The sequence below is a fragment of the Bacteroides sp. LFL-34 genome, assembly GCF_027257075.1.
Taxonomy (GTDB): domain Bacteria; phylum Bacteroidota; class Bacteroidia; order Bacteroidales; family Bacteroidaceae; genus Bacteroides; species Bacteroides ovatus.
This window is the reverse complement of the sequence record NZ_JAPQKZ010000019.1, coordinates 21,348-37,316: the sequence shown is the minus strand read 5'-3', so window position 1 is coordinate 37,316 and position 15,969 is coordinate 21,348. Positions and strand designations below refer to the sequence as shown.

Sequence of the window (15,969 nt, the reverse complement as noted above, 5' to 3'; positions counted from 1 at the left end):
ATAATGAAAAGAGTTGTTATCACGGGAATGGGGATTTACTCTTGCATCGGCAAGAATCTGGATGAAGTAAAAGACTCACTATATAATGGGAAATCGGGAATTGGCATAGACCCGGTACGGAAAGAATTGGGTTACTTTTCTGCATTAACGGGGATATTGGAACGTCCCGACTTGAAGAAGTTGTTGGACCGCCGTAAACGTCTCTGTCTACCGGAGCAGGGAGAATATGCTTATCTCGCTACATTAGAAGCTTTCCGTAATGCCGGTATTAATGAGGATTTTCTCGAAGCCAATGAAGTGGGTATTTTGTATGGCAATGATAGTAGTGCCGCTCCTGTTATTAATGCAGTGGACATCATTCGTGAAAAGAAAAACACTGCACTGGTAGGTTCCGGTTCTATTTTCCAGTCGATGAATTCCACCGTGACAATGAACCTGTCAGTTATTTTCAAACTAAGAGGGGTCAACTTCACCATTGCCGGAGCCTGTGCAAGCGGTTCTCACGCTATTGGTATGGGTTACCTGCTTATAAAATCGGGATTACAGGATTGTATTCTTTGCGGTGGCGCACAAGAAGTCAATCCTTATGCAGTAGGAAGTTTCGACGGACTAAGCGCATTTTCCACCCAGGAAGCAGCCCCCGAGAAAGCCTCGAAACCTTTTGATAAACGACGTGACGGACTGATTCCGAGTGGAGGAGCCGCCAGTCTGGTATTAGAGAGTTATGAATCGGCTGTAAAAAGAGGAGCTCCCATTTTGGCCGAAGTCATCGGTTACGGTTTTTCATCCAATGGAGATCACATCTCCGTGCCTAATGTGGACGGCCCGAAACGTTCTCTTCAAATGGCCATCAAAGATGCAGGGATTGCACTCGAACAGATCAGCTATATCAATGCACACGCCACCTCAACTCCGGTAGGTGACTTGAACGAAGCGAAAGCCATTGCGGAAGTATTTGAAGGGCATCACCCATATGTGACCTCCACAAAGTCCATGACAGGACATGAAATGTGGATGGCCGGTGCCAGTGAAGTGATTTATTCCACCCTCATGATGAACAACGGTTTCATCGCTCCCAATCTCAATTTCGAGGAACCGGACGAGGCCTCTGCACAATTAAATATACCTACCCAACGGGTAAACCTGGAATTTGATACGTTCCTTTCCAACTCATTCGGATTCGGAGGAACCAATTCCACGCTAATCATACGCAAAATCAATCCATAATTTACTAAAGAAAACAGATATATGACAAACGAAGAAATCATCGAGAAAATAAGAACCACTCTGGCAGAAGAGTTTGAAGTAGACATCGACGTCATCCAGCCGGATGCACCGTTAATGGAAACTCTTGAACTGGACAGCCTGGACTTGGTCGATATGGTGGTACTGGTAGAAAAGAACTTCGGCTTCAACGTAACCGGACAAGATTTTGCGGGTATCAAAACCTTCCAGGACTTCTACGATCTCGTTATCACCCGTATGCAGGAAGCCAAGTAAATATGTCGACGTGGAAAGGCAAAACCCGGGGAGGAACATTCGGATACTTATTCTTTATTTACCTGATTAAGTATCTGGGCATTACTGCCGCTTATATATTTCTAAGTCTGGTAGTATTGTACTTCGTACCGTTTGCTCCGAAAGCCACTAAAAGCACCTGGTTTTATGCCCGCCACATTCTGAAATACAACCGAATACGCTCTTTGGGTATGTTGCTGCGCAACTATTACCGGTTAGGGCAAATCCTGATTGACAAAGTAGCTATTGGTAACGGAAAAGTCGATCAATACCGGTTTGAGTTCGAACGGTATCCGGAATTTCTGCAATTGCTGAACAGCGAACAGGGAGTAATTATGATTGGTGCCCATGTGGGAAACTGGGAAATAGGCGTTCCTTTCTTCGACGATTACGGAAAGAAAATCAATATCGTGATGTATGATGCCGAACATCGTAGAATCAAAGAGATATTGGAGAAAAATGGTCAGGACAAGGATTTTAAGATTATCCCCGTCAACGAAGATAACCTGACACACGTTTTCCGTATTACCGAGGCGTTAAACAAGAAAGAATATGTATGCTTCCAGGGCGACCGTTATCTGAATAAAGAGAAACTGCTGACAGGAACACTCCTGGGACAGAAAGCTCCTTTCCCTGCCGGTCCTTTCTTGCTTGGTTCGCGAATGAAAGTTCCGGTGGTATTCTACTTTGCCATGAGAGAGCCGGGCAGAACCTACCGTTTTCATTTTATAAGGACGGAACCAGTCATACGAACCAAAGAAAAGAAAGCAGAGATCGCTCTGCTCGAACAATATACGGCCGCTTTGGACCAAATACTGAAACGCCATCCGGAACAATGGTTCAACTATTACTCATTCTGGAAAACCACGAGTGACGGTTCGCCCTCCAAAGGATTGAAATAAAGATATAACAAAATAAAGATGCAACAGAATCAATATGATAAGGAACCGTTGACCGCGGTAGAGGCACAACGCTTGGCACAAGAAATAGCTTTCGGGCCCATCGTGTTTCAGGTATCACGCCTTATGCTCAAATTCGGTATTTTCCAGTTACTAGCCGACGAACGTGCAGGCATGACACAAGAAGAAATCAGCAAGGCTTGTGGCCTGTCTTCTTATGCAACACAAGTTTTGCTGGAAGCCTCATTAACGATCGGTACCGTATTGCGGCACGAAAACCTTTACCGCCTTGCCAAAGCCGGATGGTTCCTGCTCAACGACAGGATGGTACGTGTCAATATGGATTTCAACCACGATGTCAACTATCTGGGAATGTTCCATCTCGAAGAGGCTCTCACCAACGGACGTCCCGGAGGGCTGAAAGTATTCGGCGAATGGAGCACTATCTATGAAGGGCTGTCAAGCTTGCCCTCACAGGTACAAAAGAGCTGGTTCGGTTTCGATCATTATTACTCGGATTGCTCGTTTGACGAAGCTTTGGCAATTGTTTTCGCCCGTCATCCCAAGACTTTACTGGATGTGGGAGGTAATACCGGTCGATGGGCGACCAAATGCGTAAGCTATGACGATGCAGTGGAAGTAACTATTATGGACCTTCCGCAACAATTGGAGATGATGCGTCAACAAACTAAAGACCTACCCGGAGCAATGCGTATTCACGGGTATGGCGCCAATCTGCTCGATCCCGAAGTACCTTTCCCGACAGGGTTCGATGCTATCTGGATGAGCCAGTTCCTTGATTGTTTCTCGGAAGAAGAAGTAACCAGCATACTGACCCGTGCAGCCCGTTCTATGAGTGGGGAGAGTCGCCTCTATATCATGGAAACTTTCTGGAACCGGCAAAAGTTTGACACAGCCGCTTATTGCCTGACACAAATCAGTCTTTATTTCACAGCCATGGCAAATGGTAACAGCAAAATGTATCATTCGGATGATATGGAACGGTGCATCAAAGCAGCGGGATTGGAAGTTGAAAAGATAGATGACCATTTAGGAATGGGACACAGCATTGTACAATGCAGATTGAAATGAACAACAGGGAAGTTATCATACAAGGAGAAGGAATACTCAATTTGATTCCACAGCGTCCGCCCATCGTGATGGTGGACAGTTTCTTTGGTATCGAAAAGAATCATTCTTATTCCGGACTGACTGTTACTGCTGATAATATTTTCTACGAAACCGGAAAACTGCAAGAGGCAGGAATTATTGAACACATCGCTCAATCAGCAGCGGCACGTATCGGATTTCTTTATACCCGGCAGGGTGAAAAAGTACCGTTAGGGTTTATCGGCTCGGTAGACAAACTTAAAATCTACGATTTGCCAAAGAACGGGATGAAACTATTTACGGAGATTACCGTTGTACAGGAGGTATTCGACATTACATTGATTTCTGCACAAGTGAAAGTGGAAGACAAGCTGATAGCTGAATGCAGGATGAAAATATTTATAAAAAAAGAATGAAACGGAAAACGAATCAACAGGTTGCAGCTTTGACTAACCGGACTACCTTCAGAGTGCGGTTCAGCGAAATAGACTCCATGCAGATTGTATGGCATGGTGAGTATGTGCGCTATTTTGAAGATGGAAGAGAAGCTTTTGGCAAACAGTATGGTTTGGATTATATGAGTATTTACCGGGAGGGATACATGGTTCCTATCGTGGATTTAACCTGTCAGTTCAAACAATCACTATCTTTTGGTGAAGAAGCGATTGTCGAAACGCGCTATATTGCCTGTGAAGCAGCCAAGATAAAATTTGAATACATTATCTACCGGGCTACCGACCAGAGTATAGTAGCCACCGGAAGCACCATACAAGTGTTCCTGAACCTGAATAAAGAATTGGAGCTTATGAATCCTCCGTTTTATCTGGAATGGAAAAAGAAATGGAATATCCTTTAAATATATACATCACAGCCCATACGCTGATTAGTTCGTTAGGTTTCGGCATCCCGGAAAACCTGGAGGCCATCCATAACTACCGAAGCGGAATCCGTATGCAAGAAGCCGGCCTAATTTCCGATCATCCCCTATTGGCGGGAATGATTGATTCTGTGGAATTGGAAAAACGGGCGAAGCTGATGCAGATTACGGATTATACCCGAATGGAGCAATTATTCATACTGGCTATCCAAGAGGTTATTTCTCAATCGGGAGCCGACTTGCGGGAGCCGGATTGTACCTTGTTATTATCTACCACTAAAGGAAATATAGATTTATTGAGTGAATTACCTGCTGACAGTCCGGTTTTTCTTTGGAAAATGGCGGAACGAATCGGAGATTTCTTTGGAGCGACAAATCAGGTAGAGGTCATCTCCAATGCCTGTATATCAGGAGTCTCGGCACTAATCGTCGCTAAGAGATGGATAGAATCAGGACGTTACAAACGAGTGATTGTGGCAGGTGGGGATATTCTTTCTCATTTCATTACCAGCGGCTTTCTATCGTTTCGATCTGTCAGCGCACACCTTTGCCGACCATACGATATACAACGGGATGGATTAAGTCTGGGCGAAGCCTGTGGAGCTGTTCTTTTAGAAACTCAAGGAAACGCGAATCATATTATTCTCTCCGGAGGAGCAATCAGCAATGACGCCAACCATATATCCGGTCCTTCCCGAACAGGGGACGGTTTAGCTCTAGCCATTAATCAGGCAATGGAAGAAGCCGGAGCACTCCCCGAAGACATTAGCTTTATCAATGCACACGGAACAGCTACGGTTTACAATGATGAAATGGAATCCAAAGCCATACATCTGGCGGGATTAGCTGCAGTTCCGGTGAATAGCCTCAAGCCCTATTTCGGTCATACATTAGGAGCTTCGGGCATTATCGAAACCATACTTTGCATAGAGCAACTAAAAGAAGGAAGATACTACGGAACTTTAGGGTATGAAACACTCGGTGTTCCCATGCCTATCACTGTCTATACCACTCATCAGCCGATGCCGATGAAATGCTGCATCAAAACCGCTTCCGGTTTCGGAGGCTGTAATGCCGCACTGGTATTATCCCTCCCCGATGCTCACCTGAAACAGAAAGTAAACTTGCAGGCAACCGACAAAGCGAGTGCTCCGTCAGTTTGCAAAGCAGTGGTGGAATCGGGCAACATGGTCACAATCAGGCCAGGAGCAGTAGAAAGTAAAGGAACAACTGTATTCAGCTCTTCGGAAACTGACTTTGCACCGTTCATCCGGGAAGCATACAAGCATCTGGGAGAAAACAATATGAAGTTCTATAAGATGGACAACCTCTGTAAGCTGGGATATGTAGCTGCCGAATATTTACTGAAAAATACACACCACCGTCCGGAAGAGATTGGAATCATTCTTGCCAATGCTTCTTCCTCTCTGGATACGGACTGCAAACATCAGGCAATCATCAGTAAAGAAGGGGACAAAGCAGCCAGTCCTGCCGTGTTTGTCTACACTCTCCCCAATGTAGTATTGGGAGAAATCTGTATCCGGCACAAGATTCAGGGAGAGAATACATTCTTTGTCCGTCGGCAATCCGATGCTGCCTCATTAGAGGATTATGCAAGGATTGTGATGGCAAAAGGTAAGTTACGCACCTGTATCATAGGCTGGTGCGAACTACTGGACGGACATTATCAAGCAGAATTTAAACAACTTAATAATATATCAACGATTTATGGATAATTTAGATCAAACCAAAAGAGAACTGATGGACGAAGTGAAAGGGAAACTAATCGAAGAGTTGAACCTTGAAGAAATCACTCCGGAAGATATTGACAATGAAGCCCCTCTGTTTGGCGACGAAGGTCTTGGCCTTGACTCCATTGACGCACTCGAAATCATCCTGATTCTGGAACGCGAATACGGTATAAAGATAGAGAACCCCAGTGAAGGAAAACAAATCTTCTACTCGGTACGTACACTGGCAGACTACATCATTGCTAATCGCAAAGCTTAACCGATGAAGATATACGTCACCGGATTGGGAGTTGTTTCGGGCATCGGTATCGGAGTTTCCGAAAATATAGAAGCGTTGAGACAAAGAAAGCATGGCATCGGAAAAGTAACTCTTTTTCCGACTGCTCTCGATGTGCCCGTATCCGAAGTGAAACGTAGCAATGAGGAACTAAAGCAACTGATCTCTTTACCTCCGCAACGCACTGTATCACGTACGGCCTTGTTGGGAATGATAGCAGCCAAAGAAGCAATGAAAGATGCGGGACTCACACCACCATTACGTATCGGTTTTATTTCCGCCACTTCCGTTGGCGGCATGGATTTGAGCGAGCACTTCTATGAATCTTTCAAGAAAAACCCGGGACAGGGACGGTTACGGGAAGTAATTTCACACGACTGCGGAGCCAGTACAGAATTGATTGCTTCGTATTTGGGTATCAATGATTTTATAACCACCATCAGTACAGCCTGCTCGTCAGCAGCCAATGCCATCATGCTGGGAGCAAGAATGATTAAACACGGGCTACTGGATGCTGCTATCGTGGGAGGTACGGATGCACTTTGCCGGTTTACGCTCAATGGATTCAACTCCCTGATGATTTTGGACAAAACACATTGCCGTCCCTTTGACCGCTCACGTACCGGATTAAATCTGGGAGAAGGTGCCGGTTACTTAGTGCTTCAATCGGAAAGTTCACTCCAAAGAACTCCTTATTGCGAACTTAGCGGTTACGCCAATACGAATGAGGCTTATCATCAAACAGGAAGTTCTCCTGAAGGGGACGGTGCCTTTCTGTCAATGAGTGAAGCTATCGCTTCCAGTGGTATTTCCCTTGAAAAAATCGATTATATCAATGTACATGGAACAGGTACTCCCGGCAATGATGCGTCAGAAGGCATGGCGCTCCGAAGAATCTTTGGAGAACACGTTCCGCCATTTAGTTCGGTAAAAGCTTTTATCGGACATACCTTAGGAGCTTCCGAAGGAATTGAAGCTGTTTACTCCGTTCTTTCAATAGATAAAGGGCTGATTTATCCCAACCTGAACTTTACGGATGCGATGCCGGAAACAGGACTGATACCGGAAACCTCTTTTCAAGAAGGAATCCCCATCCGACATGTGTTATCCAACTCTTTCGGTTTCGGAGGAAACGATTCATCGCTCCTCTTTTCCGCAACGAATTTTCCAGCATAAACGCACCTTTAAGTATTTAAGCCTATGCAGCCAGTTTATATTCAACGCATCGCTTCCATTCATCCGCCAAAGGATCATTCACCAGGAAATAATCGCCCTTATCTTCAGGCTTGCGAACCCGATTATAAGGATATTATCACCAATGCGACCTTGCGCAGACGCATGAGCCGTATCGTAAAAATGGGGGTGGCTTGCGGATTGGAATGTATGGGTGAACTATCTCCTGAAAAGATACAAGGAATCATCACAGCAACAGGATTGGGCTGCTTGACAGATACGGAAAAATTCCTGAACAACCTATTGGATAATGAAGAGCGGATGCTGAATCCTACTCCTTTTATCCAGTCGACATTCAATACAATCGGTGCACAAATAGCTCTGATTCATCAAATACATGCCTACAACATGACTTATGTCCACCGTGGTCTTAGTTTTGAAAGTGCTTTATTGGACGCTATGATGAAAATAGGAGAAGGAAGCGAGAATATACTTGTGGGAGCCATCGATGAAATGACAGAAACCAGTTACACGATTCAGCAACGGCTGGGAGTGCTGAAAGGGATAGCAGCAGGAGAAGGTGCTCAATTCTTCCTGTTAAGTCGGGAAGCCGGAGAGCATCCGTTGGCTGAAATACAGGGAATCGAAACTTTCATAGGGAAACAGACTACAGAAGAAATCAGCTCCCGAATCATCCGTTTTTTGCAACGAAATGGTTTAGAATGTCAGGATATTCAGTGGTTGGTTACCGGGAAAAACAAGAAGCCACACAATCAAGATGACTCTCACGAGCAAACTGTTGACAATGGCAACTCTATTTATGAAGAGCTTGAAACAAACCTTTTCCCGGAAAGTGTTCATCTTAGTTTTAAGAATGAATGTGGTGAATATCCTACCGCAACATCGTATGCGGTATGGAAAGCAGTGAACGAATCGGCCAACTGCACTACCTCGACCCATATATTGATTTATAATCATCACCACTCCATCAATCATTCATTGATTCTAATCCGGAAAAGCGTATGATAATCGTTTGCCTCCTTCTTTGCTTGCTCTTGCTCCTGTCTTTTCTCGTTTATGCCTCTTATAGCATTCAATCGGGAATTTACCTCCGGTCATTTTGCAAAAAGCATACTGCGGAAAAGATTGTCGCCCTGACTTTTGATGACGGCCCCGACTCCCTACAGACTCCCAAAGTTCTGCAGGTACTAAAAGAATATCAGGTAACCGCCTGTTTCTTCTGTATCGGTCATAAGGTAAAAGGGAATGAAGCAATCTTGCAAAAAATGGTGGCAGAAGGTCATCTGATTGGAAATCATTCGCATACCCATTCCGGTTTATTCCCGCTATACGGGCTCTCCAAGATGAAAAAAGACTTGCAAACTTGTCAGTGTGAACTAGAACGAGTAACTTCGCAGCCGGTTAGTTTGTTTCGTCCGCCGTTCGGTGTCACTAATCCAACGATTGCGAAAGCCGTTCGACAGTTAGGATATACCCCTATAGGATGGAGCATCCGTACACTGGATACACAACAAGCACCGGATAAAGTCCTTGCCAGGATTCGGAAACATCTTGAACCGGGAGCCATTATTCTGTTGCACGACCGGATGCCTGACAGCGACCAGCTAGTGAAACAAATCTTGGATTTGCTGAAAGAACAAGGATATACCGTTGTCCGTCCGGACAAACTATTGGCATAAAATAAAAAAAGGTATGAGAACTTTATTAATATATTTATCGCTTTTCTTCTTGTCAATAGCCTCTATCCATGCCCAGAGCATGAAAAAGATGGCGCAAAAGACAGAGTTTGAAAGCCGCCTGGCAAAGGAGGCGCAAACCGTAGAGTCCATCGAAAGCGATTTCACCCAAGTGAAATATCTCGATGTATTCGATGAGAAGGTTACTTCCAAAGGGAAGTTCTACTACCAGAAGACCCATAAAATCTGCATGGAATATTTCCGCCCGATGGATTATCTCATCGTGATAAACGGCAGTAAGCTCAAAATCGTTTCGGATGGCAAGAAAAGTATCATGAATCTTAGTTCGAACAAAATGATGGCACAGATGCAGGATATGCTGACCGCGTGTATGATAGGCGACCTGTCTAAAATGTCGTCCAACTACCTGCTGGAGTATTTTGAAGACGCACGATACTATCTGGTTAAAATAAAACCGACCAACAAAGCGGTACAAGCCTATATTGCCGGTATAGAAATCTATCTGGACAAGAAAGATATGTCGGTACACAAACTCCGTCTGTCCGAAACAGCCACAAACTATACAGAATACGAATTCTATAATAAAAAGTTCAACTCCCTGAAGAATGAGACGAAGTTTGCGATTCGTTAGTCTGATGGTTCTGCTGTTCTTATGGATACAGATCCAGACTTCCTGCTCTCCACGGATGAGCGGGGAAGGAAGTACTGTGCTCCCCGCTATCGAACTAACACAAGGAGAAAGCTCGCAAAAATACAATATCCAACTGGATTTCATGAAACATCACATGAGCGGTATGCTAATAGTACGCCGTATGCCTGATAACGAAATCCGGATCGTAGCGTCTACTTACTTCGGACTAAGCCTTTTCGATTTTTCTCTACGCAACGATCAGTTTACTGTCAACAGTTGCATTGAACCCATGAAAAAGGAAAAGGTGCTGAAACTTCTGGAGATGGATTTCAGACGTCTGTTCTTAAGTGGGAAAGATATTCGTGTGAAAACGACTAAAGACAGTGCTACTGAAAAAAGAACCAGTGGAAAAGGCTTTGGAAAGTCAGTGGTCTACATCATTGGCAATACTCCGGGCGATCCCGCACAAATAAAAATCAAACATCCGTGGATTCGGTTAACGATCCGTCTGGACAAACTATCTAAAGAGATTTAATATATGCTACTTGATAACTTCTATACCATCCTTTCCTCCGAATCATCGGACTCAACGATCTGGACTATCCAGGTAAAGTTGAATCCCGGGCATCCTGTTTATCAGGGACATTTCCCCGGACATCCGGTAGTTCCGGGAGTTTGCCTGTTACAACTTATCAAGGAATGTGTAGAAGACATTCGCCAGCAAAAATTGCAAGTAACACAAGTGTCTTCCTGCAAGTTTCTTTCGGCTATCAATCCTATAGAAACACCGCACATTTCGGTGGCACTGACTTTTAAAGAGACAGAAGAAGGTACACTTCAGTTGCAAGCGGAAGGGACTATAAAGAAGGAAGCTGTAAAAAAGAGTACTGTGAAAGAGAGCACTGTAGAGGAAAATACCGTAAAGAACGAATGTTTCATCAAACTAAAAGCTGCACTTACCCCGACAGTATGAAGGAACAAATAAGTACAGCCTATTGGCACGAGAAGTTGAAACAATTAGGGATCATCGTTATCATCCCAAGTTACAACAATGGAAAGACACTGGCGGACGTCATAGAAAGTGTACGTTTCTACGCCCCCGATATCCTTGTTGTCAACGACGGTTCTACAGATGAAACAGCCGAAATACTTAGCCGGGAATCTAACTTACATACCATCACCCACCCTGTCAATCAAGGAAAAGGAGTAGCTTTGAGACATGGACTATCCTTTGCCAAAAAGCAAGGATTCCGGTATGCTATCACCATTGATTCTGACGGACAGCATTTCGCTTCGGATATCCCTGCATTGATCGAATCCATAGAAAAGGAACCGGACACATTATTGGTAGGTGCCCGTAACCTCGCCTCGGACAACATGCCGGGAAAGAATACATTTGCCAATAAGTTTTCCAACTTCTGGTTTACCCTCGAAACAGGTATCAAACTGCAAGATACTCAATCCGGCTACCGCCTGTACCCCATCCAACGAATGAATGTGGACAAGTGGTATTACACCGCCAAATACGAATTTGAGTTGGAAGCACTTGTCTTTGCTGCCTGGGGAGGCATTACCGTTAAAAACATTCCGGTACATGTTTATTATCCGCCACAGGAAGAGCGAGTTTCTCATTTCCGACCGTTCCGCGATTTCACCCGTATCAGTATCCTGAACACAGTACTGGTGCTCGTCACTTTCCTTTGGATCATCCCCCGAAACTTCTTCCGTAAACTGACCTGGAAGAACTGCAAGCAGTTTTTCTCGGATCATGTCACCCACTCCCCCGAATCTAATCTGCGGATCACGGCTGCCATCACACTCGGCGTATTCATGGGGATCGTTCCGGTATGGGGATATCAAATGCTAATCACGTTATTTCTGGCACATTTGTTCAGACTGAATAAAGTCATAGCTATTGTAGCAGCCAATATCAGTATCCCTCCGATGATTCCATTTTTGCTGTACGGCAGTTACGTAACCGGTTGCAAAGTGCTGGGAGATCCTGTCAATCTGCATTTAAACGAACTTTCTTTTGAAAATGTAAAATCAGTCATAGAGCAATATTTAATAGGAAGTGTTATCTTTGCAGTCGGTTGCAGCATACTGGCAGGAACCATCGCGTTCATTCTGCTCACGGCGTGTAGGAAAAAAAAGATATGACCCAGTTTTTTATCGGACTATATGATTATTTCGAGAGGCACAAGATTCTGTTCTATTTGTCACTCATCAGTTGTGTCCTGTTAATGGGATTCTTTGCCCTGCAAGTAAGGTTCGAAGAGAACATCACACAATTTTTCCCCGACACTAAAGATTCCCAGAACACAATCAAAGTATTCGACAATCTCAAGATTAAGGATAAGATTATCATTATGTTATCCTCGGCAGATACCTGCCACCGCGTAGAACCCGACTCCCTGATAGAAGCAGCCGGACAACTGCAACAAACCCTGACTGAAAAAGCCGGAGGAAAACTGATTAAAGGAATTCTCGCACAGGTAGACCAAAGCCTCATCCAAGGAGCCACAGACTTCGTTTATGAACATCTTCCGCTTTTCCTGACAGATACGGACTATCAACGCTTCGATTCCTTACTGACGGATAAAGGGATACAGGCTGTCATGCAAAAGAATTATACCAATCTCCTCTCTCCTGCCGGAATTGCATTAAGAAGCTATATTCTCCGGGACCCGCTCGGACTGGGAAGCGAAACCCTGAAACATTTGCAAGATTTCCAGTTGGAAGCCAACTACGAGATTTATGACGAACATATCTTCTCCAAAGACGGTTCCACCTTACTTATGTTCATTACCCCGGTATTCAGTACAGGCAGCACCGGAAAGAACGACGAACTGATAAAGATACTCGAAGAAGAGCTCAAGCACGTACAGGGAGAATCTCCTACCATTCGAGCTGAATACTTCGGCGGTCCCTCCGTGGGAGTCTACAACGCCCGTCAGATTAAGAAAGATACCATCCTGACCTCCTCTCTGGCACTGCTTATCATCATTGTATTCATCTCACTCGTTTTTAAACGAAAGAGATCGATACCGTTGATTATTACTCCAGTACTGTTCGGAGGATTATTTGCCCTGTTTCTCATTTTCTTTATCAAAGGAAGTATCTCCGCCATTGCAGTGGGAGCTGGTTCGGCAGTGATGGGTATTGCACTAAGCTATTCCATTCACATGCTGGCACACCAGAACCATGTTTCCACCGTTCAACAACTTATTAAAGAGATAGCCTATCCGCTTACGGTAGGTAGTTTCACCACTATCGGCGCATTTCTGGGATTGATATTCACCAGTTCCGATCTGTTACGCGACTTCGGATTGTTTGCCTCTCTGGCATTGGTGGGCACCACCCTCTTCTGTCTCATTTACCTGCCTCATTTTCTGAAAGGACAGGCAGACGTCAAACAGGGACGCATACTACGCATCATCGAGAAAATAAATGCTTATTCTTACGAAAAGAATAAATGGCTGGTAGGCGGCATCCTCCTCATTACAGTGATCTGTTTGTTTACTTCGCAAAAGGTAGGCTTCAACAACGATATGATGAGTCTCAACTATGAGCCCCGCCATCTCCAACAATCGGAAGAAAAATTACTGCAACTCTTCGACAACGACGAAAAGACCGTGCTTTTTGTCAGTGTGGGCAAAGACATGAATCAGGCTACCGAAATTTATGCAACGACCAATCAGAAGTTATCGGCACTGAAAGAGCAGGGACTCATCAAAGAGTATGCCTCCGCCTCACAGTTTCTGATCTCTCCGCAAGAGCAGCAAAAACGCCTGAAGAAATGGAAAGATTACTGGACGGATGAAAAACAGCAACAAGTCCGTGAACAGTTGGAAACAGTTGCCGCCGAATATCGTTTCCGCCCGGGAAGCTTCGAACCTTTTTATCAATGGATGAACCAGCCTTTCGGTGAATATCATTACACCGCGCAAGAAGACGATTTATCCGGCAAGCTATTGAATGAATGGCAAACCTCTGCCGATTCCATCACCATGCTTATCAGCCAGATACGGATCAGCGAACCGAATAAGGAAGCTGTGTACCAGAACTTTAATAAAGACCCGAATGTAGTCATCTTCGACCGTTCCTATTTTGCCAACAAATGGGTATCGGCCATCAATGACGACTTTTACCTGATTCTGTACATCTCTTCTTTCCTCATATTCTTTGCACTATGGTTCTCCTACGGACGTATCGAACTTACCCTGATGAGCTTTCTCCCAATGCTAATCAGCTGGGTAATCATCTTGGGATTGATGGGAATTCTGGGGATTGAGTTCAATATTATCAACATCATCCTGTCCACCTTTATCTTTGGCATTGGAGATGACTTCAGTATCTTCATTATGGACGGGCTACAAAACAAATACCGTACAGGTCAGAAGGTGTTGAATTCCCATAAAACAGCCATCTTCTTCTCCGCCTTCACCACAGTGGTCGGTATGGGAGCACTTGTGTTTGCCAAACACCCGGCTTTGCAATCCATTTCCCTGATTTCCATTCTGGGTATGATAGCAGTGGTACTGGTGGCTTATACCATTCAGCCACTCATTTTCCGGTTCTTCATCGCAGGCCCCGCTTCCAAAGGATTACCGCCTTATACGCTTATCGGATTGATACGTACCGTGTTGCTCTTCCTGCTTTTCTTTATCGGCTGCATCGTCCTCCGTATATTGATTATCCTGCTTTATCCGGTGCCTGTGCGCAAAAGCAGCAAGCAGCGTTTGGTGTGCCGCCTGATACAAATCACCTGCAAAGGAATTTTGCTACTGGCCACCGCCGTCAAAAAAGAACATATCAACAAAGCCAACGAACGCTTCCGGCATCCGGCAATTATCATTGCCAACCACCAGTCGTTCATCGACATTCTGGTATTGCTGTCTCTTTCATCTAAAATCCTGATGGTAACCAACCATTGGGTATGGCACTCTCCTTTCTTCGGAGCCATCATTCGTTATGTCGACTTCTATTATATAGGCGAAGGATACGAGCAATATATGGAACGGATGCGGAAAAAAGTGAAGGAGGGCTACTCCATCGCCATTTTCCCGGAAGGCACACGTACCTATAACGGAAAGATGAAACGTTTCCACAAAGGAGCATTCTATCTGGCAGAAGCATTGAAACTGGATATTCTGCCGATCCTGCTTTACGGTAATAACAAAATCATTGCCAAAGCACAGCCTTTCAATATCCGGAAAGGAATCATCTATACAGAAATACTTCCCCGTATACCACTAGACGATCTGTCTTTCGGAAGTACTTATCAGGAGCGTACCAAACGCATATCCGCTTACATGAAAGAGGTTTATGCCCGTATCTGCCGTGAACAGAACACGACGGACAATCCGGCGTTCTACGAAGCTCTTATCCAGAACTATATCTATAAAGGTCCCGTCGTAGAATGGTATATCCGTATTAAAGTAAAGATGGAAAAGAATTACCGGCTATTCAACCGGTTGATTCCCGTCCAAGGGCAAATCACAGACATCGGTTGCGGCTTCGGCCCGTTATGCTATATGCTGTCTCTGCTTTCCGAGGACCGGGAAATCCTGGGTATTGATTACGATGAAGACAAGATAGCGCTGGCGCAGCACGGATGGTTACGCAACGAGCATCTCCAGTTCAAGCATGGCAATGCATTGGAATATCCCCTGCCGGAAAGTGATGTCTTTATCCTGAACGACATGCTTCACTATATGAGCTACGAACATCAACAAACCCTATTGTTGAAATGTGCCGGTCGCTTGCGTTCACAAGGAATGATTATCATACGCGACGGAAATTCAGCCAACGCTTCCAAGCACCGGTTAACCCGGTTCACGGAATTACTATCCACCCGTATCTTCAACTTCAACCGGACAACCGGAGAACTGTATTTCACCACTGAAACCCAATTACGGGAAATAGCAGTCGCCTGTGGAATGGCTGTCGAAATCATTCCTAATGACAAATATACATCAAACACCATTTACATATTTAGAAAACCGAACTAGT

Annotated in this window: 16 protein-coding genes; all 16 read left to right on the top strand. The window is 44.7% G+C overall.

Features of this window, described 5'->3' with window-relative positions; translation table 11 throughout:
- Window positions 1-3 precede the first annotated feature (3 nt).
- The 16 genes from N5O98_RS12930 to N5O98_RS12855 are packed head-to-tail and all read left to right on the top strand — an operon-like array spanning window position 4 to window position 15,968.
- On the top strand, window positions 4-1,227 hold the full coding sequence (locus N5O98_RS12930; RefSeq protein ID WP_004311038.1) for a beta-ketoacyl-[acyl-carrier-protein] synthase family protein: 1,224 nt from the start codon (window positions 4-6) through the stop codon (window positions 1,225-1,227).
- 21 nt (window positions 1,228-1,248) lie between these two features.
- Window positions 1,249-1,500, top strand: coding sequence for an acyl carrier protein (locus N5O98_RS12925; RefSeq protein WP_004305450.1), 252 nt, complete (start codon window positions 1,249-1,251; stop codon window positions 1,498-1,500).
- A gap of 2 nt (window positions 1,501-1,502) precedes the next feature.
- Window positions 1,503-2,420, top strand: a complete 918-nt coding sequence (locus N5O98_RS12920) for an LpxL/LpxP family acyltransferase (RefSeq protein WP_004305451.1) — start codon at window positions 1,503-1,505, stop codon at window positions 2,418-2,420.
- Between the two features lie 18 nt (window positions 2,421-2,438).
- Window positions 2,439-3,509, top strand: a complete 1,071-nt coding sequence (locus N5O98_RS12915) for a class I SAM-dependent methyltransferase (RefSeq protein ID WP_004311039.1) — start codon at window positions 2,439-2,441, stop codon at window positions 3,507-3,509.
- Entirely contained in the window at window positions 3,506-3,943 is a 438-nt protein-coding gene (locus N5O98_RS12910; protein WP_004305453.1) for a hypothetical protein, read from the top strand. The genes N5O98_RS12915 and N5O98_RS12910 overlap by 4 nt, the downstream gene beginning before the upstream one ends.
- Complete coding sequence (locus N5O98_RS12905) at window positions 3,940-4,383, top strand: acyl-CoA thioesterase (protein WP_004324733.1); 444 nt, start codon at window positions 3,940-3,942, stop codon at window positions 4,381-4,383. Before N5O98_RS12910 ends, N5O98_RS12905 begins: the two co-directional genes overlap by 4 nt.
- Window positions 4,368-6,140 carry a beta-ketoacyl-[acyl-carrier-protein] synthase family protein gene (locus N5O98_RS12900; RefSeq protein ID WP_004311041.1) on the top strand — a complete coding sequence of 591 codons (1,773 nt, stop codon included), beginning with the start codon at window positions 4,368-4,370 and terminating at the stop codon, window positions 6,138-6,140. The genes N5O98_RS12905 and N5O98_RS12900 overlap by 16 nt, the downstream gene beginning before the upstream one ends.
- Window positions 6,133-6,414 carry a phosphopantetheine-binding protein gene (locus N5O98_RS12895; protein ID WP_004297289.1) on the top strand — a complete coding sequence of 94 codons (282 nt, stop codon included), beginning with the start codon at window positions 6,133-6,135 and terminating at the stop codon, window positions 6,412-6,414. Before N5O98_RS12900 ends, N5O98_RS12895 begins: the two co-directional genes overlap by 8 nt.
- Before the next feature lie 3 nt (window positions 6,415-6,417).
- Complete coding sequence (locus tag N5O98_RS12890; RefSeq protein WP_004311043.1) at window positions 6,418-7,608, top strand: beta-ketoacyl-[acyl-carrier-protein] synthase family protein; 1,191 nt, start codon at window positions 6,418-6,420, stop codon at window positions 7,606-7,608.
- Window positions 7,609-7,632: 24 nt separating this feature from the next.
- Window positions 7,633-8,631, top strand: coding sequence for a beta-ketoacyl synthase chain length factor (locus N5O98_RS12885; protein WP_004297287.1), 999 nt, complete (start codon window positions 7,633-7,635; stop codon window positions 8,629-8,631).
- Window positions 8,628-9,305, top strand: coding sequence for a polysaccharide deacetylase family protein (locus tag N5O98_RS12880; protein ID WP_004297286.1), 678 nt, complete (start codon window positions 8,628-8,630; stop codon window positions 9,303-9,305). The genes N5O98_RS12885 and N5O98_RS12880 overlap by 4 nt, the downstream gene beginning before the upstream one ends.
- A 13-nt stretch (window positions 9,306-9,318) precedes the next feature.
- A complete protein-coding gene (locus N5O98_RS12875; protein WP_004323602.1) occupies window positions 9,319-9,954 on the top strand; it encodes a LolA family protein in 636 nt (211 codons plus the stop codon).
- Window positions 9,929-10,489 carry a hypothetical protein gene (locus N5O98_RS12870; RefSeq protein ID WP_004305461.1) on the top strand — a complete coding sequence of 187 codons (561 nt, stop codon included), beginning with the start codon at window positions 9,929-9,931 and terminating at the stop codon, window positions 10,487-10,489. The genes N5O98_RS12875 and N5O98_RS12870 overlap by 26 nt, the downstream gene beginning before the upstream one ends.
- Window positions 10,490-10,492: 3 nt before the next feature.
- The gene (locus N5O98_RS12865; RefSeq protein WP_004311046.1) at window positions 10,493-10,927 is read left to right on the top strand and encodes a 3-hydroxylacyl-ACP dehydratase; all 435 of its coding nucleotides are present in this window, start codon (window positions 10,493-10,495) and stop codon (window positions 10,925-10,927) included.
- A complete protein-coding gene (locus tag N5O98_RS12860; RefSeq protein WP_032856124.1) occupies window positions 10,924-12,114 on the top strand; it encodes a DUF2062 domain-containing protein in 1,191 nt (396 codons plus the stop codon). Before N5O98_RS12865 ends, N5O98_RS12860 begins: the two co-directional genes overlap by 4 nt.
- Window positions 12,111-15,968, top strand: a complete 3,858-nt coding sequence (locus tag N5O98_RS12855; RefSeq protein WP_004311048.1) for a trifunctional MMPL family transporter/lysophospholipid acyltransferase/class I SAM-dependent methyltransferase — start codon at window positions 12,111-12,113, stop codon at window positions 15,966-15,968. Before N5O98_RS12860 ends, N5O98_RS12855 begins: the two co-directional genes overlap by 4 nt.
- The last annotated feature ends 1 nt before the right edge of the window (window position 15,969 follow it).